Genomic DNA, 24,978 nt, shown 5'->3' with positions numbered 1-24,978 from the left:
GTTCAGCCTTCCTCGAAGAGGAGCTCCGTAGATCGAAAGCTATCGTCGAAAGAAGGGGCCTTTGGTCGATCCACACGCCATCTTGTCCTATGGGAACGCGATTGCCGCTTGTCAGCAGCGCGTGATTGCGCCCCGCTGGCTGGCGACTAACGAGCCCGTGAATTTCGCGGGCTCAACAACAGCGACCGCGAATACTTCCAGCATCATCGCGGCTCTGCCGACCGTGGAACTTTCATTGGACGGCCGGTGCGAAGCAGATCCCGTGGCCAATGGGTCATCACGGCGTCCAGACGTTTCAATCATCCCAATGGCAGCTTTGCCGGCGTCGCTCTCACGACGATCGATGTCGCCTTTTTCCTGCAGTTCTATCGCGGGTTCGACGTTGGCCGTAACGGCTGCATCGCTTTTGCGAGCACAGACGGTATCATGCTTGCGCGGAGCCCGGATGACGGTAACTTCACCGGCAGTGACCTGTCTGACGCAGCGCTTTTCAGGAATCTCCGCAAGCGGCCTGCCGCGGGGGCCTACTATTTCCAATCGCCCCTCGATGGCGTCCAGCGCCTGAGCTTCTACCAGCTGAGTAATCGCTACCCTGTGATCGTCGTCGCCACGCAATCGCAGGATGACGTGCTGGCGCCCTGGCGCAGAGCCGCGCTAACGCGCACGGCTGTGGTCGTCGGCCTCATCGGTGCACTTGGTGGCGCAGCTCTCACGCGACATGACAGAGCACAATGATCTGCAAGACCGGCTCGCTGTTCTCGCCATTTCGGACGCCTGACGGGATTGGCGAACCCGGATCCAGCAGGCGATCCACGACCTCGGCATCCTGCCCGCGCTCAACCCGCCTTCCAAGCGGGTCACCGTGAGTCTTGGCGGCGCGACACATTTGCCCGCCAGCGACAAGGTGCATTGCACGTCGTTGATAGGGGCTGCAGACAAGGCACTCTACGCCGCCAAAGAGAGTGGACGCGGTCGGCTTGTGATGTCAGGACAAGTGATCGCCTGGCCCGGCTCGATACGAGCCTGAAGGCAGTCGCTCGCGGCTGCAGCTTTTGCCGAGGCGATAGGGGTACTACGAATATCTTGAGCCCCGCGTGCTAAGAATCGTCGGAACCAAAGGGCCATCGCTCGAGTTTGTGGCCAGAAAATCGTTCGCGACGGCGGTTTTAAATCCGCCGGTTGACATTCCCAAACTATCGCGCCGACCGAACTACCTTTCAAATCCGTCCGGCGATCGCCACTGGCGGCAACGGAGAAATAGATCATGCCGAACTTGGCCGACGATCCGAACTCGGCAGCGTTGGCGGTTAAGGTGATCGTCATTTCCGGGGCGCGCGTAGCGCGAGCCCAATGACGAAGTGGAAGTTGCGAGAGCGCACAAAAACCCCGGCATCACTGCCGGGGGGCGCATTTGGTCGTTCGCCGGAACGGCTGGATCAGAAGTCCATGCCGCCCATGCCGCCGCCAGGAGGCATGGCGGGCGCGGGAGCGGCCTTCTTCGGCAACTCGGCGACCATGGCCTCGGTGGTGATCAGCAGCGCCGCCACGGAGGAGGCGTTCTGGACTGCGGTGCGCACGACCTTGGTCGGGTCGATGATGCCCTTGGAGACGAGGTTGCCGTACTCGCCGGTCTGGGAGTCGAAGCCGTAGGAGTACTGATCCTTCTCGAGGATCTTGCCGACCACGACAGAGCCGTCTTCACCGGCGTTGATCGCGATCTGGCGAGCCGGCCAGGACAGCGCCTTGCGCACGATCTCGACGCCAGTCTTCTGGTCGTCGTTCTTAGTGCGGATGCCCTTGAGCGCTTCGGTAGCGCGGAGCAGGGCGACCCCGCCGCCCGGCAGAATGCCTTCCTCGACAGCCGCGCGGGTCGCATGCATCGCGTCATCAACGCGATCCTTGCGCTCCTTCACCTCGACCTCGGTCGCGCCGCCGACGCGGATCACCGCGACGCCGCCTGCGAGCTTGGCGAGACGCTCCTGGAGCTTCTCACGGTCGTAGTCCGAGGTGGTCTCCTCGATCTGCGCCTTGATCTGGGCCACGCGCGCCTCGATGTCGGCCTTCTTGCCGGCGCCGTTGACGATCGTGGTGTTCTCCTTGTCGATCATCACCTTCTTGGCGCGACCGAGCATGTTGAGCGTGACGTTCTCGAGCTTGATGCCGAGGTCTTCCGAGATCGCCTGGCCGCCGGTCAGGATCGCGATGTCCTGCAGCATGGCCTTGCGGCGATCGCCGAAGCCCGGAGCCTTGACGGCCGCGACCTTCAGGCCGCCGCGGAGACGGTTCACGACCAGGGTCGCGAGTGCCTCGCCTTCGACGTCCTCGGCGACGATGACCAGCGGCTTGCCGGTCTGCACCACGGCCTCGAGCAGCGGCAGCAGCTCGTTCAGCGAGGAGAGCTTCTTCTCGTTGATGAGGATGTAGGCATCGTCCATCTCAACGCGCATCTTGTCGGCGTTGGTGACGAAGTAGGGCGAGATGTAGCCGCGGTCGAACTGCATGCCCTCGACGACGTCGAGCTCGGTCTCGAGCGACTTGGCTTCCTCGACGGTGATGACACCCTCGTTGCCGACCTTCTTCATGGCGTCGGAGAGGAACTTGCCGATCTCCTGGTCGCCGTTGGCCGAGATGGTGCCGACCTGGGCGATCTCGTCGTTCGAGGTGACCTTCTTGGAGTTCTTCTGCAGGTCCGCAACCACTGCCTCGACCGCGAGGTCGATACCGCGCTTGAGGTCCATCGGGTTCATGCCGGCGGCGACGGACTTCGCGCCTTCCTTCACGATCGCCTGGGCGAGCACGGTGGCGGTGGTGGTGCCGTCGCCGGCCGCGTCAGCGGACTTGGAGGCGACTTCGCGCACCATCTGCGCGCCCATGTTCTCGAACTTGTCGTCGAGCTCGATCTCCTTGGCGACGGTGACGCCGTCCTTGGTGATGCGGGGAGCGCCGAACGACTTGTCGAGCACGACGTTGCGGCCCTTCGGACCGAGCGTGACCTTCACCGCGTTGGCGAGAACGTCGACGCCGCGCAGCATCTTGTCGCGCGCTTCAACCGAGAATTTGACTTCTTTGGCTGCCATCTGGAGTTTTCCTTAGGTGAGTTTGACTGGAGGGAGGAGAGGGGCTCTTAAGCCGCCTTCTTCTTGGACTCGCTGACTTCGAGAACGCCCATCACGTCGCTCTCCTTCATGATCAGCAGGTCCTGGCCGTCGATCTTGACCTCGGTGCCGGACCACTTGCCGAACAGCACGCGGTCGCCGACCTTCAGGTCGATCGGGATCAGCTTGCCGGCTTCGTCGCGGCCACCGGGGCCAACGGCGACGACTTCGCCCTGGGAGGGCTTTTCCTTGGCAGTGTCGGGAATGATGATGCCGCCAGCGGTCTTCTCTTCTGCGTCGATGCGCTTGACCACGACGCGGTCGTGAAGCGGACGGAATTTCATGCAGTCCTCCTAAACATTTGGACGAGATGGAGATTTTAGGGTTTGTTAGCAATCAATGCCCGCGAGTGCTAACGCTGGCGAAAGTGAGATAGGACAGGATTTTTGCGGGAGCAAGGGTTCTAGCAGAAGAAATTGACACTCCCGCCGCGCGATCGGCTACTCGTTAACGATCGCCATCTCGTCGCAGCCCTCGAGATCGAGCTTCTTCAGCACGAATTGAAGATATCCGGTGCCGGCTTGGACTCATAGACGTCCTCTGACGGTCGCGACATCCACCAGTTCGGCGATGCCCGCGGCGTCGATATATGTTTTTCAATTCTTTCTTGGCGGAGGAGGCAGTGACGATGCGAAGACCGGCGCCCCACGCGCCGCAGCAAGACCGCGACCGCCGAGAATGGACGGATGACAGCATCTGCGTCGACTTGAAGCGCTGGACGCGCCACCCGTCGAGCTTCTTTCCGTAGTTCCGCTTCTCGTCCTCGGACAGGAACACCGGACATCGGCGCAACGCGTTAGCTCTTGCGAGGCAGAGCCACAAACCCAACCCTGTCGCGGCGCTGGATCAGAGCGGGATTAATCGGCAGATTCGCATTTGAAGCAACGCCACATAGGGGCTTCCTTACCATCACGACTTGCGGACAAGGTCATCGGCTTCTTGCAACGAGGGCAGACGGGAATGGCACTGGAACGCGGCATGTGGGGTTGGTGACGAAGGAGGCGTGCAGAGACTAACTGAGAGGGTCCGCCGGATACTCGGCGAAATCAGGTAAACAAGACGGGATCAAAACCGACCCGCCCGCGGCGAGCCTTTCGACTTGTTCGACAAGTTGGTCTCTGGCCCGTTGATCGCGTATCCGGAAAAAAGCGCGGATCAACCTAAGTCCCTGCAGATCGCTTCGCGCTGAAGGCGCGTTGTCATTCATTTTCCAGCTCCCGGCCCTTTCTGTAGGCGATCCAAGTGGCAAGTGCAACGAAGTTCTATGTCGCGCATAGGTTGCAGTATAAATTCGGCAAAAAGGAGGAGTCCTACGAGCAACCACTCCGACAATCGGCCTTGAGAGCTCCCCTGGATACCGATGCAAATTTCCTTCAAGGCTACTTGGCCGGAGGCCGCAGGGGCTGTCCGCCCACTTGCGGGCGGCGGGATCGCGCAGCGGATCGTCCTGACAGGCGAGACAGACGTAGCGCTGCCGCCGTTCGCCAATTTCGTCGGGCACGGCCGTCGAGGCTTACCGCACGAGGGGCACAGCTTGCGGCTCGAGTAGCGCAGTCATCGGATTTGCCCTGCAGACGGAGCATAGTTCCATGCGCCCCGCGAACACAAGCGGATCCCCGAAAGTTTGTCCGGCTGCGTCAAATCACTTGACGCGAAGCGCGCGCACACTGACATTCACTTTCAGTGATGTTGCGGGGGTGGCGTCGTGGAAGAGTTCTACAGAGGCTTCGCGCAGCGGGCGCGCGATCTGGCCGAGAAGGCGGACCCGTTCACCCGGCGGCGCTTGCTTGATTTGGCCCAGAGGTACGACCTCAAGAGTAGACCTGGAGCAAGTCGCGGACGGCCGCCGGCGCCACGCGCAACGCCGCCAACCCTGCTCTTCTCCAGATCCGGCGAAGCCTGACGCGAGACAGCTAGTCCAATCCCCCGGTGCGGAGCGGCCATCTTCTCCTTGTGACTCTCCTGGCGCTCCAGGCCTGCTCCTGAGCTCGTCCCTCCACTCAAGGTCAAGCTCTTCCGCCAGCGCCAAGAATTTAGGTCCCGTCACCGTACGGACAGCCGCTTTGCCCTGCACGCTGGCCGACACCAGGAAGCTGTTTTCCGAGACACTGCACGAACGGCTTTTGCGCGCCACGCGTGCAGTCGCTGACGAGATTGCGCGGCGCAGGCGATGAAATCCCACCGCGGGAGAACTGAGTAAAAGAGGATCCTAGCCAGCTTTGCGACCTGGCCGAGCAAAGCTAGTCCGTCGCCAGCGGCGGAATCGGAAGCGCCGTAATCGACTTGATCTTTCCATCGCGAAGCGCGAGGTGACATTCTTGAGCGGTACCGCGTGGATCAGCTTCTTGTAGAACGTGTCGTAACTCTGCATGTCCGGAATAACGACGCGCAGCATGTAATCGATGTCGCCGGCCATCCGATAAAACTCCATCACCTGTCGGCTTCCAGTCGCTGGATGCGCTTCCAGCAGGGCGTTGACGACAGGCCGACCCGACCACCGATTTCGGCAACCGAGAGCGAGGCGTTTTGTTGCAGCACCGTCAGGATCTTGCGATCGATGGTATCGAGTGGGCGGCCGTTGTCGGCGAGCTGCAAGGCAGCGTCGATCATGACTAAAACCTTTGGTATCAGTGGAGGATCGGCGCTAGCACTTGCCTGAAATTGTTAGCCGTGAGGCCCGAACAAAAAGATCTCGTAAAGGTCGTTCTGTTCGCCGTCCTGGCGGCCCATATGGGGCCGCAGCGAGCGCTGGAACCATTCGCGTGCTTGTTCGAGCCAGCTTGCGAAGCTTGAATGCAGCGAGATGATGTAGCTCATGTTCACTCCGGACAACGGTGTAGGGCGAGAACCCGACAAGGCTATCACGAGCAGGAAGACGTTGAGCATCGCTACCCGTTGGCAACGATCAGTTTGGTTGGATCGTACCGAAGCCGTGTGTCCGAGCAGGAAATTCCACGGAGCCATTTCGCGAGGGACGATTTTCATGGGGGCGCTTGTTCGGGGGGCGGATCTGTCATCTGCGAGCAGGGCGATCACGTCGGCGTGTGGCAGGCGAGGTGTGAAATCAACGTACAGCGGCTTGCGGAACGGGTCCAAATCTGAGTGCGGGGCGGTATCAGGCGATCGCCTTCACCGCGTTGGAGTAGATGCTGGCGGGACGGGCGAGGCCGTAGTGCTCGCGGAGCGTCGTGCCAGTATAGTCCTCGCGGAACAGACCGCGCTTGCGCAGGATCGGGACAACCTGTTCGGCGAAGACATCGAACCCGCCGGGCAGCCAAGGCGGCATGACGTTGAAGCCGTCCGCCGCTCCGCCCTCGAACCAGGTCTGGATGTTGTCGGCGATCTTTTCGGGCGTGCCGGCAATGACCCAGTGACCGCGCGCGCCGGCGAGGCGCTGCACCAGCTGGCGGATGGTCGGCTTCTCGCGATCGACGATGTCGACCACGAGCTTGAAACGGCTGGCGACGCCGCGCGCGCTCGCGGTGTCGATCAGGTGGCGGGGGACGGGACCGTCGAGATCGTAACCGGTGAGATCGACGCCGATCATCTGGCGCAGCTGGGTCAGGGAATATTCCGGCTGGATCAGCTCGTTGAACTCGTCCTGCAGGCGGTCGGCCTCAGCTTGCGTGCTGCCGATGAAGGGGCTGATGCCGGGAAGGATCTTGATCTGGTCGGGACCGCGGTCGAAGGCGCGGGCCTGGCGCTTGATGTCGGCATAGAAGGCCTTTGCCGAGTCCGGGGTCTGGTGCGCCGTGAAGATCGCCTCCGCAAAGCGCGCGGCGAAGGCTCGGCCGTCATCGGAGGCGCCGGCTTGCACATAGACCGGCCGGCCTTGCGGCGTACGCGAGATGTTCAGCGGGCCCCGAACCCGAAAATGCTTTCCGACATGGTCCAGCGTGTGGATCTTGCTGGTATCGGCGAAGATGCCCGAGGCTGGGTCATTGACCAGCGCGTCATCTTCCCAGCTGTCCCAGAGCCGCGAGATCACGTCGAGATATTCGCGTGCGCGCTCGTAGCGCTCGTGATGCGGGGGGGGGGCTCGGGCAGGCCAAAGTTTTGCGCAGCCTGCGGCGCGCCGGTCGTCACGATGTTCCAACCGGCGCGACCTTGGCTCAGATGGTCAAGCGAGGCAAACAGGCGCGCGAGGTTGTAAGGCTCGGTATAGGTGGTCGACGCAGTTGCGATCAGACCGATGCGCTTCGTCACTGCGGCGATCGCCGCCAGCCAGGTGATCGGCTCGAAACGAAAGCGCTGTGCGTAGCGGACGTTGTCGGCCAGCGCCGGCCCGTCGGCAAAGAAGATGGCGTCGAGCTTGCTCGCCTCGGCGCGCTGCGCCAGCTCCTGGTAATAGGTGATGTCGAGAATGCGCCCCGCCGACGATCCCTTGTAGCGCCACGCTGCTTCGTGATGACCGCCGGGATAGATGAAGAGATTGAGAACAAGCTGCCGTTGATTGCTCATGGTTCGAATGTCCAGGTGCGATTGCCGGGGAAGGGGCGGAGCGGCTACGAGGCGGAAGGGGTGGTTTGCGACCCCGGTTTTCGCGCGAATGCGAAACGCAGATATCTTTCCAGACGGAGTCCCTCCGGAGTGCGCTTTGATTCGACCAGCGCAGCAAAGGCTTCGTCGATCGCTTGCCGTTCCGTCAGGGAAAAGCCGCCGAGGAAGTTGCCGAAAGCGCTGGCTTCAGACCATCCGAGCACCGAATCGACGTCGCCGTGGACATCGACGAGTGAGCGCAGGTCGCTACGATAATCGACGAAGCCGGTCTCGGCGAACAGCGCCTTGAGCTCGTCGTCCGTCGCCCCGAGCACGCGACGCGGCTCACCGCTTCTCTCGCCGAACCCGGCCCGCTCGATCGCCTGGCGAAGCAGAGTTCGCGACTCGTGAGGTTTGGTCGGGTCCTGAACGTTCAACCCGATCCGGCCCCCAGGCTTGAGGACACGTTCGATCTCACGCAGCGCCTGCCGCTTGCACGCGATCCAGTGGAAGACGCTGTTGAGGTAGACGGCATCGAATTCTGCGGATCCAAAGCGCGATAGGTCTTCGGCGCGGCCGACATCGAACGTCAGCGTCTTCGATACGCGAAGGCTCGCGATGGCGATCCGGTTCTCCAGGGGATCGATGCCGATCACGCGGCCGTCCGGGCCGACAAGGCCCGCGACAAATTCGGTCAGGCGGCCGGTACCGGCGCCGATGTCGAGAACACGATCCCCGGACTTCAATGCCAGCGGGCCGACGAGGAATTTGCCGTGGTGAAACTGGAGGATACCGGCCTGCTCGTAGGTGCGAGCAAGCTCGGGCGTGTCCCGTTCAAGGCTGATGACACCGGGGGGTCGACATCGTGCTTTCCAAAAATCTCCAACGAGCCGTCGAGAGCGCTCGTTGGAGACAAACTCTATGTTGTCGGAGCGAGAAATGTCGATGAAATGTATTTGCGTTGTTCGGTGCGATGCGAGCATGAATCTAGCGGCGGGAGCGCATGGAATAGATGATGTCCCGAACCGATCGTCTCAATGAAAAGCTGCCGCGCAGGCCGAATGTCTCGTCGCGCTTCCTGGCTCGCTCCACACTGTCGACGCAAATCTTTCAACGCGCTGTGATCTCGCGGTGGGTTCGTTGTGCGGGCTGCCAAACAAAACCGATTCCATTTCATTGACTGAATGTCGTTCGCTTCTACGATTTGATCGCATCTGATGCTGACAAATCCGGGTGCAACATGTCTCAGTCTGATATCGACGCCGCGGCTCGCGAGACATTGCGTCTGATTGGTCCCGATCCGCAGAACTGGGTCCCGGATCGTCACGCGGTTGATCACAACGTTATCGTCATCGGGGGCGGGCAATCCGGAAGCGCTTTCGCCTTTGCACTACGCCGTGCCGGGATCGGCAAGGTCACAGTGGTCGACGCCGCCGGCGACGCCGCTTCGTCCGGCCCGTGGCTGAGCAGCGCGCGGATGCACAAGCTGCGGACGTCGAAAAGCTTGCCGGGACCCGAGCTCGGTTTACCCGGGCTGAGTTTCCAGGCCTGGTATGAAGCCCGGCACGGGGCGGCCGCATATGGAGCAATTGATCGCATTTCCCGCCTGGATTGGGCCGCCTACCTCGATTGGTATCGCAAAACGCTCGGCATTAAGGTGCGTTATCGGACGAAGCTCCTCCGTATCGAGCCGGTTCAGGACCACCTGCGGCTTCATCTCGACGTAGCGGGCGAAGTGCGAACGGAAACCGCCCGCAAGATCATCCTTGCCAGCGGTTTCCCCAGTAATGGTGGTCCGGCCGTTCCCGACGTGCTCTCGCGCAATCTGCCAAAGATTTTTACGCCCATACGTTAGAGGCGATCGATTTCGAGAAGCTGCGCGACAAATCGGTCGCGGTGCTGGGCGGTGCGGCCTCCGCATTCGATGCCGCAGCAGTTGCGCTCGAGGCCGGGGCGAGGGAGCTGCACCTTTTTGCGCGTCGCGACAAGCTTGCATCAGAGCCTGTGATCAGGACACGTGGATATCCAGGCGCATATGACAATTACGGTTGCGCTCCCTGACGCGGTCCGTTGGCATCAAGCCATCCGCTTCCGCCGTGCGGGATCGACGCCGCCGCCTGATGCAATTGCGCGCGCGGTCAGGTTCCCAAACTTCCATCTTCATCTGGCGGCGCCGTGGACCTCAGCCAAGCCGTTCGGGCGACGGCTGCTTGCAACTACTCCGCGGAGCGATATTGCATTTGATTTCGTCATCGCCGGTACGGGCTACCAGGTCGATCTCGCAAAGCGGCCCGAGCTCGCCGCCTTCTTCGACGAGATCCTGCTGTGGCGAGACCGCTTTTCGCTGGCTGCGGACGAGCAGGATGATAGTCTGAGCGCACATCCTTATCTTGGCTCGGGGCATGAATTCCTGGAGAAGGAGCCCGGCCGCGCGCCTTATTTGCGGAACATCCACGTGTTCAATCCCGCAGCGTTCGTCAGCTTCGGCCTGCCGATTGGCGACGTGCCGAGCTTCAAGCGCGATATTCGGAGCGTCGTTGCGCGGATCAGCCGGGATCTGTTCCTTGACGACCTTCCGGCGCATGAGGCGCGAATCAATGGGCCCATCGCCGACGACTTCGAGCCGGCGCTGTATGCGTCGGCTGTCTGGCGTTCGCCGAACACCATCGCGGCGGAATAGAGGAGAGTGCAAGTAGCAGCTGGACACGCCGTGACCGTGGATGCGTCTGTTTCTCAGCTGCCTCCAACTTTGGAAGCTATTTCCGAAGTCCTTGAGTTAGCATCGATGCAGTCTCCTCGGGAAGATCCCGCCAGACGCGAGCAGCGTCAGAGCAGACGACAGTTCGCAAGAGGATCGATCACGATATCACCTGTTCTCTCTCCGCCGTCGCTTTCTGCGATCGGCCAATGGCGGAGCCTTGTCCAAATGGGATCGCAGTCTTGGGGAAGATGACATGACGGACAAGAAAAACAACGCTCCTTCCATTTCATTGACTGAGGATCATTCGCACTTACGATCCGGCGCTACGATGTGCGGGGCACGATGAGACGAAATCGACCGTGCTAGCACGACCAAGTTTCGTAGACCCTCGGCGAGTGCAGGGCTAGGTGCCGGTATTTCGGAGAACGGTGATGAGTAAAGATCGCCTCTTTCTGTTGAAGCCAGGATTTGAAGATTCGGCGCAGCCGGGTCGGTTCTTCGTCTGCCCGCACTGCAACGCGATCGAGGGCTTGCTGGCATCGTTTCCAGGGCTGGCAACGCAGATTGAGGTGCATCGCCTGTCATTTGCGCGACCGAGAGCCGAGATCGTCGAACTTCTCGGAGAGCAGCATCAGTCGCTTCCGGTTCTCGTGTTCGATCAGTCCCGTCCGGTACCCGACGATGCGGAAGTCGCAAATGGCTGGCGGTTCATCGACGCTTCGGAGCGAATACTCCGCTATCTCGCTGATCGCTACACCTTTCCACATGTCCATCAGTAGGCCGGGGTGGTGGCCGCCATCGCAGAGGCCGCAACCGAGAAAGACAACGAGGGACTGGATCTCCTGGGGGAGAGTTCTGAGCCGGGGGCCCAAATACGGGGCGGGCCCGTCGATCAGAACGGCTGTCGCGTGAGCTCACGATCGGATGGCGGTCTGGATCGTGCGTCTCACGCGGCAGTCTACTCATTGGTTTCAGAGCGCATGAGGCTGGCCGCAAAGGGTCGCGGGCAGGATCGATATCGAGGAAAGGAAGACAGTGTATTGCGACAATCCAAGGCCGCGGCGGTCGGCCGGCGAGTCAGGTGTTGCGAATTGCATCGGCGGCATTTGGCTTTGCTCTGCTCGGCATTCTGTGGATTGGGAAGTCAGCTGTGCCGAGCAGGAGAAGCGGCTGCGGATCGGTCTGGCGGCCAGCATATCGAATCCGGCCGTCGAGATCGCAGTCCGGAAGCGGTCCACGCCAAGCAGCGCGAGCTCTACGGATCGCCCGTCAGCTTTCCCGGGTCTTAGGAAAAGCTCATGACACTGATATCCCGGCGAGGCTTCGTTGCGGGGACCGCAGCTGCGCTCGCGGTCTCGACGTCCACGCGAGCCCAGAGGGCGCCCCGCGTGCCGGAGGGCGGCTGTCCTTCGTCATTCACCCCGAACCGACCACGCTGGTGTGTTTCAATACGACGGAGGGGCCGGCAATCCAGGCGAGCACCAAGGTCGTCGAGGGTCTTCTGGCCTACGACTTCGATCTCAATCCCAAGCCCAAGCCTCAGCTTGCAACGGCCTGGAGCGTCAGCGAGGACGGCCTGCAATATCGTTTCGAGCTGCGCCGGAACGTGAAATGGCACGATGGACAGCCCTTTACCGCAGCGGACGTGGTCTATTCGCTTGGCCTGTTGAAGTCGGCACACCCGCGCGGCCGCACCACCTTCGCAAACATGCTCGAGGCGGCGGCCGTCGACGAGCACACTGTGGTGCTGAAACTGTCCAGGCCGGCGCCATATTTGCTCTATGCGCTCGCGGCCGGAGAGTCCCCGATCGTTCCGCGGCACGTCTATGAGGGCAAGGGCGATCTGCTCCAGAATCCCAACAACCGTGCGCCGATCGGAACAGGTCCCTTCGTTTTCAAGGAGTGGGTCCTGGGCAATTATGTCAGCTATGTCCGCAACCCCAAATATTGGGACAGTCCCAGGCCGTATCTGGAGGCCCTGCTGGTTCGTGTCATCCCGGACGGTGCGGCGCGCGCCGTCGCGTTCGAGACCGGCGAGCTCGACCTCGGTGGATCGACGCCGGTTTCGCCGCTGGATCTTGAGCGCTTCCAGAAGGTACCGCATCTGGGTCTGGAGACACGCGGCTACGAATATTCGCCGACGCTGTACGGCATCGAGTTCAACCTCGACCATCCCATCCTCAGGAATGTTCAGGTTCGCAAGGCGATCGCCCATGCGGTCGATCCAGCCGTCATTCTCAATGTGGCCTGGTACGGTCTCGGAGAGCGGACGGTCAGCATCGTCAGTCCGACCCTGAAACGCTTCTACAATTCCAAGGTGCCGATCCATACCTACGATCCGAAGGCGGCAGCGCGGTTACTCGACGAGGCCGGCTTCCCCTTGAAGGGACGGTGGCGCTTTGCTCTCACGCACGACTTCCAGCCGTTCGGCGAGAATTTCAAGCGCAGCGGCGAGGCGCTCAAGAGCGCGCTTGCTGCGGTCGGCATCGACGTGACCGTCCGCGGGCAGAGCTTTCCGAGCTATCTCAAACGTGTCTATACCGACCGTGATTTCGATTTCACCTTCCATCCGTTCACGAACATGTTCGACCCCACGGTCGGATTGCAACGCTTTTACACCAGCGACAACTACCGCAAAGGTGTCGCGTTTACCAATGCGAGCCACTACTCAAATCCGGAGATCGACAGGCTCTTTGCCGAGATTGCTGTGGAGGCGGATGTGGCCAGGCGCAAGGCGTCGATCGACCGCTTCCAGCAGATCGTGGCCGACGAGCTGCCGGTTCTTCCATTGATGCTCAGCAAGCCCGTGACGGTCTACAACAAGCGCGTCGTCGGCCACACCATCGACAGCGCCGGTGTGCAGGGCAATTTCGCCGATGTCTGGGTCCGCGGCTGAGTCCGCGCCTAGTTAAGATCAGCTTGGCGTGAGGGCAGGCCGTGCAGAGATACGTCGGCGCAGGCTGTGCCCCCCATGACATGAGCCGCGACCCGCAGCCGACCGCGACTAGCTATTTTCAACGAGCAGTCCAAGGCCGCGCGTGCCGAGCAGTTGCTGGCTGGGCCGGGCTAGCTGCGACCGGTGCTTGAGGCTGCAACGATCGTGGGCCAGCCGGTCGCTTGACCGTAGGCGAGAGCCGCATCCTCGCGGCTCTCTCCTTTCTTGCCGGTGCCAATTCCGGGGCGGGTGTTGGCGATCGACGAGGCATTTGCAGTCCCTTGGCGCGCGCCGTCAAAACCGAACGGTGCCCGCCTGCGGCCTACCGCCCGTCGCGGCTATCCAGAGCGCGATCACTTCTCGGCCGCGCTCCAGTCCTGTTGCTCCTCCACCGGCTACAAGCGGATGTCAGGTCCTAGACCGTGACCTTGGTGCCATCGAATCGCGTGAAGCTGAACCCTTCAAAGGGCTCACGGAATGTCAGCCGCTCGTCGCGCAAAATGCTGATGGCGAACTCTTCGCCGAGCGCCAGGGAAGAAGAGAAGTCTGATCGGAAGTGAATGCCCGCCCAGTCGCGACCCACCCCGTAGTTCCAGGCGAGCTTGTTGAGTTCGCCGCCGACCGTCAGCGGCGGCCCATTGTAGGAAACGAGTTTGGTCGGATCTTTCGGATCTGGCTGCACCGGGTTCGGCACCACGGCATCCTCGTCAAAGAATGCCTTCAGTATCGTCACCGACGCCGCGGCAATCTGCGAGGCGCCGCCCGGATAGGTCGAATGGATCGGCGCGCCTTCCGGATAGACGTGGGCGAGCAGGTGTGTGCCGAATTTCGCGACGCTGCGTGCCAGCGCCTGCGAGTTGAGGGCATCCGCGTGGACGGGATAGTCGGCCTTGCCGGTAACGCGATGGTGAATCAGGCCGCCATAGGCTTCCGGGCGCAGCGTCCGGTGGATGAAGAACTTCTGCCAATAAGCGACGCGGATCGCCCGCGACGCGGCATAGGGCAGGAGGCCCTGAATGTAAGGCAGGGCGAACGTGTTCGATGCTCCGGTCTGGGTCTTCGACTTCAGATATGGGTTGTTCGATGCAAGTGGAATTCCGAAGCCGCCATAGCTCGGGTTCGTCTTGTCCGCGCCGGTGCCGAGCAGCAGCGCCGCGGCCCAAAACGTCGCCGAGTTGTTGTGGACATATTCGGCGAGGTCACGGCCCGTGGCAATGAAGCGCAGCGCGGAGTCGTACCTCGCGGTTTTACCCGAGAATTTCCCGTTCTGCACCGTCAGCCATTCATCGTAGCCGGTCAGAAAGGTGCTCTCGGGTGTCACGGTGCGAATTTGCGCCGGAATGTACTGAGCGCCGTGCGGCGCATCTCGCAGGGCGAATTGCGAAATATAGGGACCGTCGAGCGTGCCCGGCGGGACTACGTAGCGCCCGGTGCGGCCTGAAGGATCCGACTTGTCGAGATAAAGTGCCGTTCCCCGGAACAGCGTCTGCGGTGTGATGCGTCCATTGGCACGGGGACCATTGAAACCGGACAACTTGTTGAGCTCCTCGACAGCGGCAAGCACGTCCTTGTTGTCGGTGTCGTCCGCAAAAGCAGTAAAGGGCAAGTCGCGCAGCAATGATTGCCAGTAGAGCTCGACTGCGTCGGCCGCGCGCGTCGGGCTATCGAGTGCCGGCGCCGGAGGGATAGCAAACTGGGCCGGGTTCAATCCTTCGAGACTGACGGCAAGCGTGCCGATCGGGTTGAGCTGCTTGCGGATGCCGCCGAGCGGGATCGCTTCAAACAGGGCGGGATCGCGAGATGCGTAGGCCTTAAGCGATGCCTTGAACGCCGCAGGATCCACCTCGCCGCGGGCGTCATGCGGTAGGCCGCGCGTGTCGGAGCCGATATAGCTGGCATAGCGCGCCTCGTCGCCATTGGTCGGGTGCGGCAAAATGGGTGTGTCGCGATTGGCCTGTGCGGCGGCAACACGCACCTTGAAGGCGCGCTCGCGAAATGCCTCGTCGGTGGATGCCGGCCCTTCGCCCGCGACGGCGGAAGGCTTGTCCTCTGCACTGGCTAGCGCAGGCAGGCTCGCGACGGGGAGCAGCGCCGCACCCCCAACCAGGCCGATGAATTTTCGTCGCTGCTTGTCGGTGTCGCCATCGATCGTCGTTGTCGCATTGCTCGAGGGGTTAGAGTTGGTTTGACTTTGACGTGTCATGCGTGCACCCATATGAGGGAGATGCTCCATCTGGCATCACGGCGCAAACGCTAACATGCGCAATCATGCGCGACACTGAATTCATATACCAAAGATTGTTCGCTCATATTGCGGTTGTTCTTGGGAAGCGAATTTCGAGAGACGAATTGCTCTTGCGCGCCGCAAATATCTTCCAGCCAGGAGATCGGGGCGGACGAAATCACGATCAATCCGTTGCTGCTCGGCAAGCCCGTGACCGTCTAAAACCTGCGTGTCGTCTAGCTACGATGCTAAGCCGCGCCTAGTTTGCTACGAGCCCCGCGTGATGGCAGGCCACCCGCTGGCCTGATGAACTGTCACGTAGTTCAGGATCCTGTTGAGCACAGAGCTCCGTTGCGAGCGGACACCGTGGCTGGAAGCGACAGCCTTTGGCGGCATTGCGGGGGTCGGGCAGGTCGCCCGGCAGCGGCGCCGCATAGCGGCGGCGCGCAGGGTCCGGGACGGCGTCGATCAGGGCGCGGGTATACGAGTGCAACGGATCTTTCAAGATCTGCTCATGGTTGCCGCTTTCCACGATACGGCCGAGATACATCACCAGCACCCGGTCCGACAGATATCGCACCACGGAAAGGTCGTGCGAAATGAACAGCAATGACAGCTTCAGTCGGCGCTTGATGTCGGCGAGCAGGTTCAGGACTTGAGCCTGGACGGACAGATCGAGCGCGGACACCGGTTCATCGCAAATGATCAGGTCCGGCCCCAGGATCAGCGCCCGTGCAATGCCGATTCGCTGGCGTTGACCGCCGAGAACTCGTGAGCATACCGCGACGCTGAGTCCTCGGGCAGGCCCACCTGCGAGAGAATCTCGCCGACACGTTGGCGCCGCTCGCCGCGCGAGCCGACACGTTGGCGCCGCTCGCCGCGCGAGCCGACACGGTGGACGTCGAGCGGCGCGCCAAGGATGTCGCCGATCGTCTGCCGCGGATTGAGCGATGCGAACGGATCCTGAAACACCATCTGGAGCCTGCGGCGGTAGGTTCGCAGGTCTTGCTCAGGCAGCGTGGTGAGATCAGTCCCGTCGAAGCTCGATACGGCCTCCGGATGGCTCTACCAACCGGAGAATGGTCTTGCCCAGGGTGGACTTGCCGCAACCGGACTCCCCGACGAGACCCACAGTCTCGCCGGGAGCGATATCGAGCGAAACGCCATCGACAGCGTGGACCGGCGACGATCCCGATCGATAGGTCGTCCTGAGTTCAGAGACCGATAGCAGTGTCATGGATCGCACCGTGAGAGGATTGAGCGGGTTCGGCGTGACAGGCAACGCGCTGCCTGGGCTGCGCCTCCCGTTCGGACGGGACATCGGTTCGGCATGGCGCAAACCGCTCCGGGCAACGCGGGGCGAATGGGCAACCTGCCTGGCTAGCGGCAGAGGCGATGCTGCCGGGAATCTCGGACAACCTGGCGTTTCGATAGTGCAGCCGATCGTGCAAACGCGGTGAGGCCGCCAGAAGCCCACGCGTATAGGGATGCAGAGGGTAGTCGAATAGCGCGCCGGGCGCGGCCTCCTCGACTTTCCGGCCGGCATACATGACGACGACGCGGTCGGCCCATTGGCCCACCAGGCCGAGGTCGTGGGTGATGAGCAGCAGCGACAGTGAGAGCTCACGGCGCAGCCGGTCGAGCAATTCGAGGACCTGCGCCTGGATGGTCACATCCAGCGCGGTCGTCGGCTCGTCCGCAATCAGGATCTTGGGGCGGCACGCCACGGCGATGGCAATCATGACGCGCTGACGCATCCCGCCGGAGAGGCGGTGCGGATAGTCATCGAGGCAGCGCTCCGGGTTGGGTATTCGAACGAGGTCGAGCAGCGCTGCCGCTTCGCGGTGCGCCTGCGCCTTGCTCAGGCCACGATGGAGATAGAGCACTTCCGTGATCTGCCGTCCGATCGTCAGCACCGGATTGAGCGAGGTCATCGGCTCCTGGAAGATCATGGCGATGTCGCGGCCGCGCCGCCGCCGCATCTCGACCTCGGAAAGGCCAAGCAGATCCTCACCGCCGAGCCGAATACGGCCGGATACGATGCGAGCCGCCCTCGGCAGCAACCGCATCAGCGCGAGCGCGGTCAGCGATTTGCCGGAGCCGGATTCGCCGACAACGGCGAGCGTCTCCGCCGGCGCGACGCTGAAACTCAGGTTCCGAACCGGGGTGGCGTTCGGAAACCCGATGGTGAGGTCTTGGACGTCGAGCAGGGCCGTCACGTCAGCGCTCCCGGCTGAATCGAGGGTTGAGCACGTCGGTCAATCCGTCGCCGATCAGGTTCAGCGACAGTACCGTGAGGACGATGACGACACCGGGAAGTGCGGTGAGATACCATGCCGTCCTGATCAACTCGCGTCCGGAGCCGATCATGCTGCCCCAGCTCACGACATTCGGATCGCCGAGACCGAGGAACGATAGCGCGGCCTCCATCAGGATCGCGGAGGCCACCATCACCGACGCCGTGACGATGATCGCCGGAAGCGCGTTGGGCAGGATCTCGCGAATGACGATCCGTGCGTGACCGAAGCCGAGGCTCCGCGCCGCCATGACGAACTCCTTCTCCCGCAGCACCCTGAATTCGACGCGGATGAGCCGGGCAATCGTCGGCCATGTCACCAGCCCGATGGCCTATGTCACCGTCACGATGGAGGGCTGTGCGATGGCCACGAGGACGATGAGCAGGATGAAGCTCGGCACCGTCTGGAACAGCTCGATCACGCGGACGAGGACGTCGTCGATGCGCCCGCCGCGATACCCGGCCGTAGCGCCGACAATAATGCCAACCGTGAGGCCGATCGTGGTGGCGACAAATCCGATCAGGAGCGAGACTCGCGCTCCATGCATCAGGCCGGCGGCAACGTCACGTCCAAGCGAGTCGGTACCGAGGGGATATGCGAGATCCTGCCCCGGCCACAGCAGGGGCGTGCGACCATCCCGAGCAAGAGGTTGCTTGACCTAGTGGAGGACTTCCTCGCTATTCAACAGCGATATTCCGATGCCTGCCTAGCCTTCGACAAGCTCTCGGAACGGCAGGGGCCATTGCCCGAGGTGCTGCGCATCCAACCGCGAGATCTTGAATTTGGGATGACGTTATTCCAGCCTTCAGACGAGTATTGGCGCCGCCCCTGCGACATCACTCAATGGAGAGACGTTGATCGATGGGAGATTGACAGGCAGGAAACCGCAGACAGCCTCACGATCACCACGAGACGTATTCCGGCTTCCGATGAGCTGCGATCGCGAGCTGTGGAGATCTGCGCAGCCTATGACGCTTGGTATAACCAGCCTCGCAAGCGCGGCTTCACTAAGGCGGCCAAGGCCAAGGAAAGAGCGTCCCGCGCCTATCATCGCGCTGAAGCGGCGGTTTGCTCGGAGCGGGCGACAACGCTGTCTGGCCTCCAGGCAAAATTGAGGTGCATCGAAATCAACGGCCAGCTCGATGATCTGAATACACCTATCTCGGAATCGCTACTGCTCGATCTTCAGCAGATGGGCAAAGCAATCAGCGCCTAAAGAGCCAGCCCGCCAGTTCACGCTGGCGGGCTCGCTGGCTTCTCCCATCGAAGTTTTGTGCGGTCTTTATTTACGTCGGTTTTGACAAACCCGAAGTGCTCAAAGCGCTCAACCATTGAGCTGGTGTTGTTGGAGCGAACATCGGTGTCGATCGGCCTTCCAGTCTCCTTTAATCTCGCTATGAGCGAAGAGGAAACGCGCTGATTTCGCGCAGCCTTGGAAACTCCAAGGTAAACCAGCCATATCGCTTTATCGTCACCTTCAGCTAACGCATATCCAACGATTGAGCCGGTGTCATCGGTCGCAACCCACGACTGTCCAGTTTCGACCAGGCGCTCGATCAACTCCTTCGTCCCTGAACGAACGGCCGTGGGGACCTCGGGGGCGACCTCAGCGAAGACTTTGAGAACACCGGCTTCATCGCCAGAAGCAGCAACACGGTAAGACATATCTTTCGTCACATGGTTTCTCCGTTGGGGCTGTCAACCCGGAGTCAGTGCTCAACGTCAGAAATGGTGCAGACAAGCGGGCCGCACGATGATCCTAGCATGAACGCTTGGTAGGAAAAATCTGCCGATAAGGCAGATTTCGCCGGGTTCTCCAGCGTCTGCGATTTGCTAACCGATTCAGTTGACTGCGCTTTTTAGTCGGCATGGCTCTTGCGATTGCTCTCCCAACTTCACGCGGGGATGGGGGATTGCCGTGCCGACCACCGAACATACCATCAATGATGCGTTGGCTTCCGTACTGAAAGGGGGCCGCCAAGCTTGGCGGGACAATGTCATTCATTCCGAGACAACCGGAATGCTGAAAGGCGTCAGCGCTCGGCCTGACATCCTGGTTCTCGAGCCGGACGTCTCCCCTGTCGCGATCGAAACTGAAGTCATACCCGCACCGACAGTAGAGCCTGAAGCTCTCTCGCGACTTGGAGCAAACATCAAATCGACGGGCCGCACGATCCTCTCTTCAATCGCAGTGAAGCTACCCAAGAGGCTGCGCAATTTCAGCAACGGAACGCTTCGAGCTGAATTAATGTCGGCGTCAGATCTGGAGATGGCGCTCTTCACGGGAACGTCACCAACGAAGGCGGCTCGCTGGCCTCATAACCAGTGGATTTCGGGAAGCGTCTCCGACCTCTCCATTCTGACTCAGGCGGCGTCGGTTCCTCCGGAGGTCATCGACAGAGCTGCTGACGAGCTGATTTCCGGCATTCGAGAAGCGGCTGGCCTCTTTGATGAGGCCGCGGCGTCGCATGAAGGTGCTCTACAAAAAATAAGCAGGGAGCTCAGGCAAGAAGCGGGCGAGCAGACCTGGCGGATGGCCTCTGCCATTCTCGCGAATGCTTTTGTATTTCATGAGGGCCTGGCAGGTGGTCCAGGGAAGCTGTCTAAGGTTAGATCAATCGAGGAGCTGAAGGGGGAAGGCGAACTCTCTAGGGCCACGGTCCTGGAAGAGTGGCGGAAGATCTTGGAGGTGAATTATTGGTCGATTTTCGATATCGCCCGGCGCATTTTGGAGGCGACGCCGGCAAAGATAAGCAAGTCGGTCGTCGATACGATGGCGCGAGTCTCAGCCAAGCTGCTCGAACATCGCCTGATGCGGTCCCACGATTTGACTGGAGCCGTGTTCCAGAAATTGATTGCCGATAGAAAGTTCTTGGCCGCTTACTACACCACGCCGCCGTCAGCGGCTCTGCTCGCCGGCCTTGCCATCGGCGGGGACACCACGCCAGCCGGAAAACTTTGGGCGGATACGGAATCCCTGAAACATCTCAGGATTGCCGACTTTGCATGCGGAACTGGAACATTGCTGTCGGCTGCATATCAGCGAGTGGGTCAGTTTCACGAACTCGCCGGAGGAGATGCCAGGCTCCTTCATTCATATATGATGGGCGGATCTCTCGTTGGGTGTGATGTGCTCCCAGCGGCTGCGCACCTTACAGCAGCAACCTTGTCTAGCGTTCACCCCACTCTGAAATACGCCGAAAGCTCCATTATGACCTTGGCGTACGGTAAGCAAAAGGACGGGGGTGTTGCCTTAGGCTCCCTAGACTTGCTCGATCCTCAGCGTCGGTTTGAAATTCTAGCTATTACTGCGAAGGCTGCCGAGGGCACGGGCGAGTCTCTCAAGGACATTTGGACATCGATGCCGCACGGCGGATTTGATCTCGTGATCATGAACCCGCCATTCACGCGAGCGACCGGGCACGAGGGCAAGAAAATTGGTGTTCACAACCCGATGTTCGCAGCTTTTGCGGCGGATGCCGAAACTCAAAAGATAATGGGACGTGTTGCGGCAAATCTTACAGCCAATACAAGCGCCCACGGCAATGCGGGAGAGGCATCGATCTTCCTGGTGTTGGGTGACAGGAAATTAAAGCAGGGCGGCACTATAGCGCTCGTATTGCCCTTGAGCTTCATGCTCGGGGAAGCATGGGAGGAGTCGCGCGCCCTGGTCTCTAAAAAATATCAGGATCTGATATTCGTTACCAATGCGGGACTTGGCGGATCGGATCTGTCGTTCTCTTCCGACACAGACATGGGGGAATGTCTAGTGGTCGGACGAAAGGGATTCAAAGGCGGGAAGCGCTCAACGTTTGTGACGTTGAATGAGCGTCCGGACTCGACCATTTCTGGTACTCACATCGCATCCAGCATCCAGAGCCTCATCTCGCACAGCAAGTTGCGCAAATTGGAGGATGGGCCTTTGGGAGGAACCCCCCTTCTCCTGGGCAGCGAACTAGTCGGCCATGCCGTAAGCGCGCCCACAGCTGAGGGGTGGAATCTCGCTCGTGTACGAGATTTCTCCACAGCTCAGTCTGCCTATCAGCTGAGTTTAGGGAAGCTCTGGCTGCCCTCCTGCAAGCAGCCTGAGCCGCTGAGCCTCCCGATGACCAAGATCAAAGTGATCGCGCAGATAGGTCCGTACCACGCCGATATTAATGGTCGGACCGCAAAGGGGGAAATTCGTGGACCATTCGATATACACCCCGCCCCTACGAAGGGTGTCCCCACATATCCGGTGCTTTGGTCGCACGATGCGGAGCGAGAGAGAGCAATCGCATTTGAGGCGGAAAGCGAGGCAATTCCAGTTGTTGGCAGCGATTTTGAGGAGCAGGCACTGATCGATGACAAGATCGAAAAGATTTGGGCCACGGCATCGTTTGTTCACTTCAATCGCGACTTTAGGTTCAACAGCCAATCAACAGCGATGCAGTTTACGAAGCGAAAGACAATCGGCGGAAGGGCATGGCTCTCGCTTAAGCTCGCAAACAAGCGGCAAGAGAAGGCACTCGCATTATGGGGCAATAGTACGCTGGGTCTCCTTCTCTATTGGTGGCTCGCCAATAAGCAGCAGGCGGGTCGAGGCAGCATTGGGAAGTCCGCCCTGCAGGATCTCACGATCCTCGACGTTACTAAACTGTCCGAAATCCAGCTAAGGCAGGTGGAAGACATTTTCGACGCGGTCGCGGGCGAGCCTCTACGGCCCCTCAATGAGCTTCATTCCGACACCAACAGACAGGTACTAGATCGCCGACTCATGGTCGACGTACTTGGCCTGCCGGACACCTTGCATGCGCAAGGCGGCCCGATGGATTTGCTGAGAATGAAACTGGCTGCCGAACCATCAATCGTTGGGCATAAGAAGCCCGAGAAACCACAACCTGCTTACCCTATGCTTACCCAGGGGAAGAAGGGAAAAGGCAAAAAACCGGTAAATGCCTGAAATTGCTGGCGCACCCGACACGATTCGAACGTGTGACCTTTGCCTTCGGAGAGCAACGATGCCAGTCGTGATTATTCCCTCGATCCGTCAGAAGTACGAGGCGAAGATCACGCTCGATCACCGCCTAAGTGTGCTCAACTATGAATGATCGTGAGGACGGGCCGCGAGTGGGGTTGTTGTGCAACTAGGGTATGTGTCTGGGCGCTGTAATACGTGACCGTTCGTGTTGATCCCGATATCTCAAGCTTCGTCCCGCACGATGCTCCTATAGCACGGCAAATCACCGGATTCATCCGATTCCCTGCCTTTCGCCCAGCGAGCGGATAAAGGACTATCTCCGCGGCCGCTCGCCTTCGCTCACGACGTCCTTCGGCTGCTTGTCGTCCCTGAGTCCGAGATAGACGAGTTGGCCAAGTTCGCCTTTGCTCGTCCATTCCGCGAACTTCACCTCGGCCGCCAACGCCGGCCGGACGCACCGATCTATCACGAGGTAGGCCAACGCTTCGATAACCCTGTGTTACATTTTGCTCTTGTCGGACCCGTTACCGCGTTGGCAATTGCAGACTGGTAAGCGTTCGCTGCGCGACTTCGGCGCCAAGGCCCCAAAGGAATAGCCCAAGGTATTCGTACATGCCCGCGGATCCGAACGTCGGGACTTTAATGTAAAGCGTATAGAGACCGGTCAGACAAAGTAGCAGCAGCAGAGCGAGCCCGAGCACCGGCCTCAGGATCCAAAATCGAAACTTCTTGCCGACGGACGAGTCTCCGGACAAGACGGCCATAAATCTGGCAAACCAGTCGCTCCATTTGGGCGCGCCGTCGTTGGCAGGACGCTGACCAGCCGGGAGGCCTGGTGTCACCGACAAGAGAATATGATCGAATACGACGCGAATGTCAGGCGCCTGCAAAGCAGGCTGCGGTGCTGCGGCTGCGTCACGAACCTTTTTCCTGACCGCGTCAAGGTTCTCCAAAGCTTTCGCGCGATCGCCCGTCATGGCGGTGTTGCGCGCAGCAGTCAAGTCGGTAGCGATTGCAGCACTTAGGCCGGGAATCTTCAACGCCTCGACCTCGACCAAGTCGACCCGAGCCAAGACATCCACTTGCTCATCCAACTGGTTTGACCTCTCGACGAGTTGCTGTTCAGTTGCTGGGCCCTTTTCGTTAGATGTTCAAGCAGATCCGCCTGCTCCTTGAGGAAACTGGCGCTTACCGCGTTTCGCACGCTTTTCATATCGGAACGGATACCATACAATCGCTGCAGCGCTTTCATTTGCGCCTTGATGGCTGGCGAATCCAGTTCTCGCGCCCATCTACCGACGATAACGCCGACCAAAATAAGAAGCAGCGGCAGGATCGGCCCGTCTCGAACATTGACGACTAGCGGTACGGTAAGGGCCTCATCGGTTGCCGGCACGCGAAAGCGGACCGATCCGTCATAGGTATCGGCATCCAGCGCGTTATAGTTGATTGTTATGGGGACTTCGGCGGTGCCGCTGCCCGGAATTGTCCCCACAGGCCCGAGGCTCACGTCTCGAGTAACATCATTGCTCTTGTTGTTGGTGCCGCGCAGGAGCACCAGCGTATCGATGCGCTGGGCCGGAAGGGGTGACTGATTTTCCAGCCTGATTGGTTGCTTGTCCGTGGTGGCCGAGTTGCTTATGAATTCGCGCGCTATCCAGCAAGTCCACGCCCAATCACATCGTACGAGATTCCATTGTGGAGCGGTGCGCAGTTGTGCCAGCATAGGGCGGATGCCGACCTCGACCTCAATGCGGACGTTCAATGCATTGGCTTCATCGCTGTTGGCCCAAAGCTTTAGCATTCCTTTGTAGCGGCCAGGTCGCGGGATATTGGCAATTGTGATCCGCACATCCTGCACCGCGCCCGCGCCGATCTTAATCCCGGTTTGAATAGTGACGTCCGCGCGATTGACGAAAATCTGATAATTGCCCTCAAGCGTTAGATGGGTCGACCGCATATTTAGGTCGATCTTCACATCAGAGGAAGTTTTCAGCAGGAGGTTACCAAAGAGGTTGGAGATCGCCTGTCCCTTTTGGAAGGTCCCCCTAACAATCAGCGGATTTTCTTCCGCGTTTGCCAGCACGACGGGCGTCTCTGCGAAGGATACGCTCGACGTCATCGCGAAGTTAAAAGCTAAAACACTGACTGCGGCCACGCGCAGCATCAGAAACATGTTGGTTCGTCCAAAGTCTGTGGCCGAATTGCTGTCCGAGCCAAATTAATG

General features: G+C 60.5%; 18 protein-coding genes and 5 pseudogenes. 9 read left to right on the top strand and 14 right to left on the bottom strand.

Annotation, left to right across the window (positions count from 1 at the left end):
* The first annotated feature begins 246 nt into the window (after positions 1–246).
* The gene (locus ABIG06_RS08480; protein ID WP_424578244.1) at positions 247–735 is read left to right on the top strand and encodes a hypothetical protein; all 489 of its coding nucleotides are present in this window, start codon (positions 247–249) and stop codon (positions 733–735) included.
* 61 nt (positions 736–796) lie between these two features.
* Positions 797–1,027 carry a diguanylate cyclase domain-containing protein gene (locus ABIG06_RS08475; protein ID WP_424578575.1) on the top strand — a complete coding sequence of 77 codons (231 nt, stop codon included), beginning with the start codon at positions 797–799 and terminating at the stop codon, positions 1,025–1,027.
* A 409-nt stretch (positions 1,028–1,436) separates the two neighbouring features.
* Here the strand turns inward: ABIG06_RS08475 and groL are convergent, their stop codons facing one another.
* Both groL and ABIG06_RS08465 read right to left on the bottom strand, forming a co-directional pair.
* Positions 1,437–3,077: a chaperonin GroEL gene (gene groL, locus ABIG06_RS08470; protein WP_424578243.1), complete on the bottom strand. Its 1,641-nt coding sequence runs from the start codon at positions 3,075–3,077 to the stop codon at positions 1,437–1,439.
* A gap of 47 nt (positions 3,078–3,124) precedes the next feature.
* A complete protein-coding gene (locus ABIG06_RS08465) occupies positions 3,125–3,439 on the bottom strand; it encodes a co-chaperone GroES (RefSeq protein WP_025037205.1) in 315 nt (104 codons plus the stop codon).
* A 1,421-nt stretch (positions 3,440–4,860) separates the two neighbouring features.
* Between ABIG06_RS08465 and ABIG06_RS08460 the strand changes: the two genes are divergently transcribed.
* A complete protein-coding gene (locus tag ABIG06_RS08460; RefSeq protein ID WP_424578242.1) occupies positions 4,861–5,058 on the top strand; it encodes a hypothetical protein in 198 nt (65 codons plus the stop codon).
* A gap of 337 nt (positions 5,059–5,395) precedes the next feature.
* On the opposite strand, the pseudogene ABIG06_RS08455 reads toward ABIG06_RS08460, so the two are convergent.
* The 4 genes and pseudogenes from ABIG06_RS08455 to ABIG06_RS08440 all read right to left on the bottom strand — a co-directional run bounded on the left by ABIG06_RS08455 (position 5,396) and on the right by ABIG06_RS08440 (position 8,617).
* Positions 5,396–5,765 (bottom strand): annotated as a pseudogene (locus ABIG06_RS08455) (Lrp/AsnC family transcriptional regulator).
* Positions 5,766–5,819: 54 nt separating this feature from the next.
* On the bottom strand, positions 5,820–5,972 hold the full coding sequence (locus ABIG06_RS08450; RefSeq protein WP_424578241.1) for a hypothetical protein: 153 nt from the start codon (positions 5,970–5,972) through the stop codon (positions 5,820–5,822).
* Positions 5,973–6,270: 298 nt separating this feature from the next.
* A pseudogene (locus tag ABIG06_RS08445) lies at positions 6,271–7,616 on the bottom strand (LLM class flavin-dependent oxidoreductase).
* 44 nt (positions 7,617–7,660) lie between these two features.
* Positions 7,661–8,617, bottom strand: a complete 957-nt coding sequence (locus tag ABIG06_RS08440; protein ID WP_424578240.1) for a class I SAM-dependent methyltransferase — start codon at positions 8,615–8,617, stop codon at positions 7,661–7,663.
* 257 nt (positions 8,618–8,874) lie between these two features.
* Here ABIG06_RS08440 and ABIG06_RS08435 point away from each other — a divergent pair, with 257 nt between their 5' ends.
* The 4 genes from ABIG06_RS08435 to ABIG06_RS08420 all read left to right on the top strand — a co-directional run bounded on the left by ABIG06_RS08435 (position 8,875) and on the right by ABIG06_RS08420 (position 13,231).
* Positions 8,875–9,489 (top strand): FAD-dependent oxidoreductase, encoded by a 615-nt coding sequence (locus ABIG06_RS08435; RefSeq protein ID WP_424578239.1) that lies wholly within the window; start codon positions 8,875–8,877, stop codon positions 9,487–9,489.
* Positions 9,490–9,669: 180 nt separating this feature from the next.
* Positions 9,670–10,314, top strand: coding sequence for a hypothetical protein (locus tag ABIG06_RS08430; RefSeq protein WP_424578238.1), 645 nt, complete (start codon positions 9,670–9,672; stop codon positions 10,312–10,314).
* Positions 10,315–10,766: 452 nt separating this feature from the next.
* Complete coding sequence (locus ABIG06_RS08425; RefSeq protein ID WP_424578237.1) at positions 10,767–11,114, top strand: DUF3088 domain-containing protein; 348 nt, start codon at positions 10,767–10,769, stop codon at positions 11,112–11,114.
* Between the two features lie 659 nt (positions 11,115–11,773).
* On the top strand, positions 11,774–13,231 hold the full coding sequence (locus tag ABIG06_RS08420; RefSeq protein WP_424578236.1) for an ABC transporter substrate-binding protein: 1,458 nt from the start codon (positions 11,774–11,776) through the stop codon (positions 13,229–13,231).
* A 454-nt stretch (positions 13,232–13,685) separates the two neighbouring features.
* Here the strand turns inward: ABIG06_RS08420 and ABIG06_RS08415 are convergent, their stop codons facing one another.
* The 4 genes and pseudogenes from ABIG06_RS08415 to ABIG06_RS08400 form a co-directional block, all read right to left on the bottom strand.
* Complete coding sequence (locus tag ABIG06_RS08415) at positions 13,686–15,485, bottom strand: vanadium-dependent haloperoxidase (RefSeq protein WP_424578235.1); 1,800 nt, start codon at positions 15,483–15,485, stop codon at positions 13,686–13,688.
* 268 nt (positions 15,486–15,753) lie between these two features.
* Positions 15,754–16,731, bottom strand: a pseudogene (locus ABIG06_RS08410) (ABC transporter ATP-binding protein).
* Positions 16,709–17,713 (bottom strand): ABC transporter ATP-binding protein, encoded by a 1,005-nt coding sequence (locus ABIG06_RS08405; protein WP_424578234.1) that lies wholly within the window; start codon positions 17,711–17,713, stop codon positions 16,709–16,711. The pseudogene ABIG06_RS08410 and the gene ABIG06_RS08405 overlap by 23 nt, the downstream one beginning before the upstream one ends.
* A 1-nt stretch (position 17,714) precedes the next feature.
* Positions 17,715–18,416: pseudogene (locus ABIG06_RS08400) on the bottom strand (ABC transporter permease); the annotation flags it as partial.
* Here ABIG06_RS08400 and ABIG06_RS08395 point away from each other — a divergent pair.
* The gene (locus ABIG06_RS08395; RefSeq protein WP_424578233.1) at positions 18,333–19,007 is read left to right on the top strand and encodes a hypothetical protein; all 675 of its coding nucleotides are present in this window, start codon (positions 18,333–18,335) and stop codon (positions 19,005–19,007) included. The pseudogene ABIG06_RS08400 and the gene ABIG06_RS08395 overlap by 84 nt on opposite strands.
* A 17-nt stretch (positions 19,008–19,024) precedes the next feature.
* On the opposite strand, the gene ABIG06_RS08390 is transcribed toward ABIG06_RS08395, so the two are convergent.
* The gene (locus ABIG06_RS08390) at positions 19,025–19,468 is read right to left on the bottom strand and encodes a GNAT family N-acetyltransferase (RefSeq protein ID WP_424578232.1); all 444 of its coding nucleotides are present in this window, start codon (positions 19,466–19,468) and stop codon (positions 19,025–19,027) included.
* Positions 19,469–19,709: 241 nt separating this feature from the next.
* Between ABIG06_RS08390 and ABIG06_RS08385 the strand changes: the two genes are divergently transcribed.
* Positions 19,710–22,733 (top strand): hypothetical protein, encoded by a 3,024-nt coding sequence (locus ABIG06_RS08385; protein ID WP_424578231.1) that lies wholly within the window; start codon positions 19,710–19,712, stop codon positions 22,731–22,733.
* 331 nt (positions 22,734–23,064) lie between these two features.
* Here the strand turns inward: ABIG06_RS08385 and ABIG06_RS08380 are convergent.
* The 3 genes and pseudogenes from ABIG06_RS08380 to ABIG06_RS08370 all read right to left on the bottom strand — a co-directional run.
* A pseudogene (locus ABIG06_RS08380) lies at positions 23,065–23,205 on the bottom strand (non-homologous end-joining DNA ligase); the annotation flags it as partial.
* Between the two features lie 70 nt (positions 23,206–23,275).
* Entirely contained in the window at positions 23,276–23,809 is a 534-nt protein-coding gene (locus tag ABIG06_RS08375) for a hypothetical protein (protein WP_424578230.1), read from the bottom strand.
* Positions 23,788–24,927, bottom strand: a complete 1,140-nt coding sequence (locus ABIG06_RS08370) for a hypothetical protein (RefSeq protein WP_424578229.1) — start codon at positions 24,925–24,927, stop codon at positions 23,788–23,790. The genes ABIG06_RS08375 and ABIG06_RS08370 overlap by 22 nt, the downstream gene beginning before the upstream one ends.
* Positions 24,928–24,978 lie beyond the last annotated feature (51 nt).

Source organism: Bradyrhizobium sp. USDA 326, assembly GCF_049739485.1.
In the GTDB taxonomy this organism is placed as follows: domain Bacteria; phylum Pseudomonadota; class Alphaproteobacteria; order Rhizobiales; family Xanthobacteraceae; genus Bradyrhizobium.
Note: the sequence above shows the minus strand (reverse complement) of the source record. Positions and strands in the feature narration are given on the sequence as shown.

Bases quoted from the DNA above. Each gene is read 5' to 3' on its own strand.
- groL (WP_424578243.1), bottom strand. From the start codon at position 3,077: ATGGCAGCCAAAGAAGTCAAATTCTCGGTTGAAGCGCGCGACAAGATG.
- ABIG06_RS08465 (WP_025037205.1), bottom strand. From the start codon at position 3,439: ATGAAATTCCGTCCGCTTCACGACCGCGTCGTGGTCAAGCGCATCGAC.
- ABIG06_RS08450 (WP_424578241.1), bottom strand. From the start codon at position 5,972: ATGAGCTACATCATCTCGCTGCATTCAAGCTTCGCAAGCTGGCTCGAA.
- ABIG06_RS08440 (WP_424578240.1), bottom strand. From the start codon at position 8,617: ATGCTCGCATCGCACCGAACAACGCAAATACATTTCATCGACATTTCT.
- ABIG06_RS08435 (WP_424578239.1), top strand. From the start codon at position 8,875: ATGTCTCAGTCTGATATCGACGCCGCGGCTCGCGAGACATTGCGTCTG.
- ABIG06_RS08430 (WP_424578238.1), top strand. From the start codon at position 9,670: ATGACAATTACGGTTGCGCTCCCTGACGCGGTCCGTTGGCATCAAGCC.
- ABIG06_RS08425 (WP_424578237.1), top strand. From the start codon at position 10,767: ATGAGTAAAGATCGCCTCTTTCTGTTGAAGCCAGGATTTGAAGATTCG.
- ABIG06_RS08415 (WP_424578235.1), bottom strand. From the start codon at position 15,485: ATGGGTGCACGCATGACACGTCAAAGTCAAACCAACTCTAACCCCTCG.
- ABIG06_RS08395 (WP_424578233.1), top strand. From the start codon at position 18,333: ATGCATCAGGCCGGCGGCAACGTCACGTCCAAGCGAGTCGGTACCGAG.
- ABIG06_RS08370 (WP_424578229.1), bottom strand. From the start codon at position 24,927: ATGTTTCTGATGCTGCGCGTGGCCGCAGTCAGTGTTTTAGCTTTTAAC.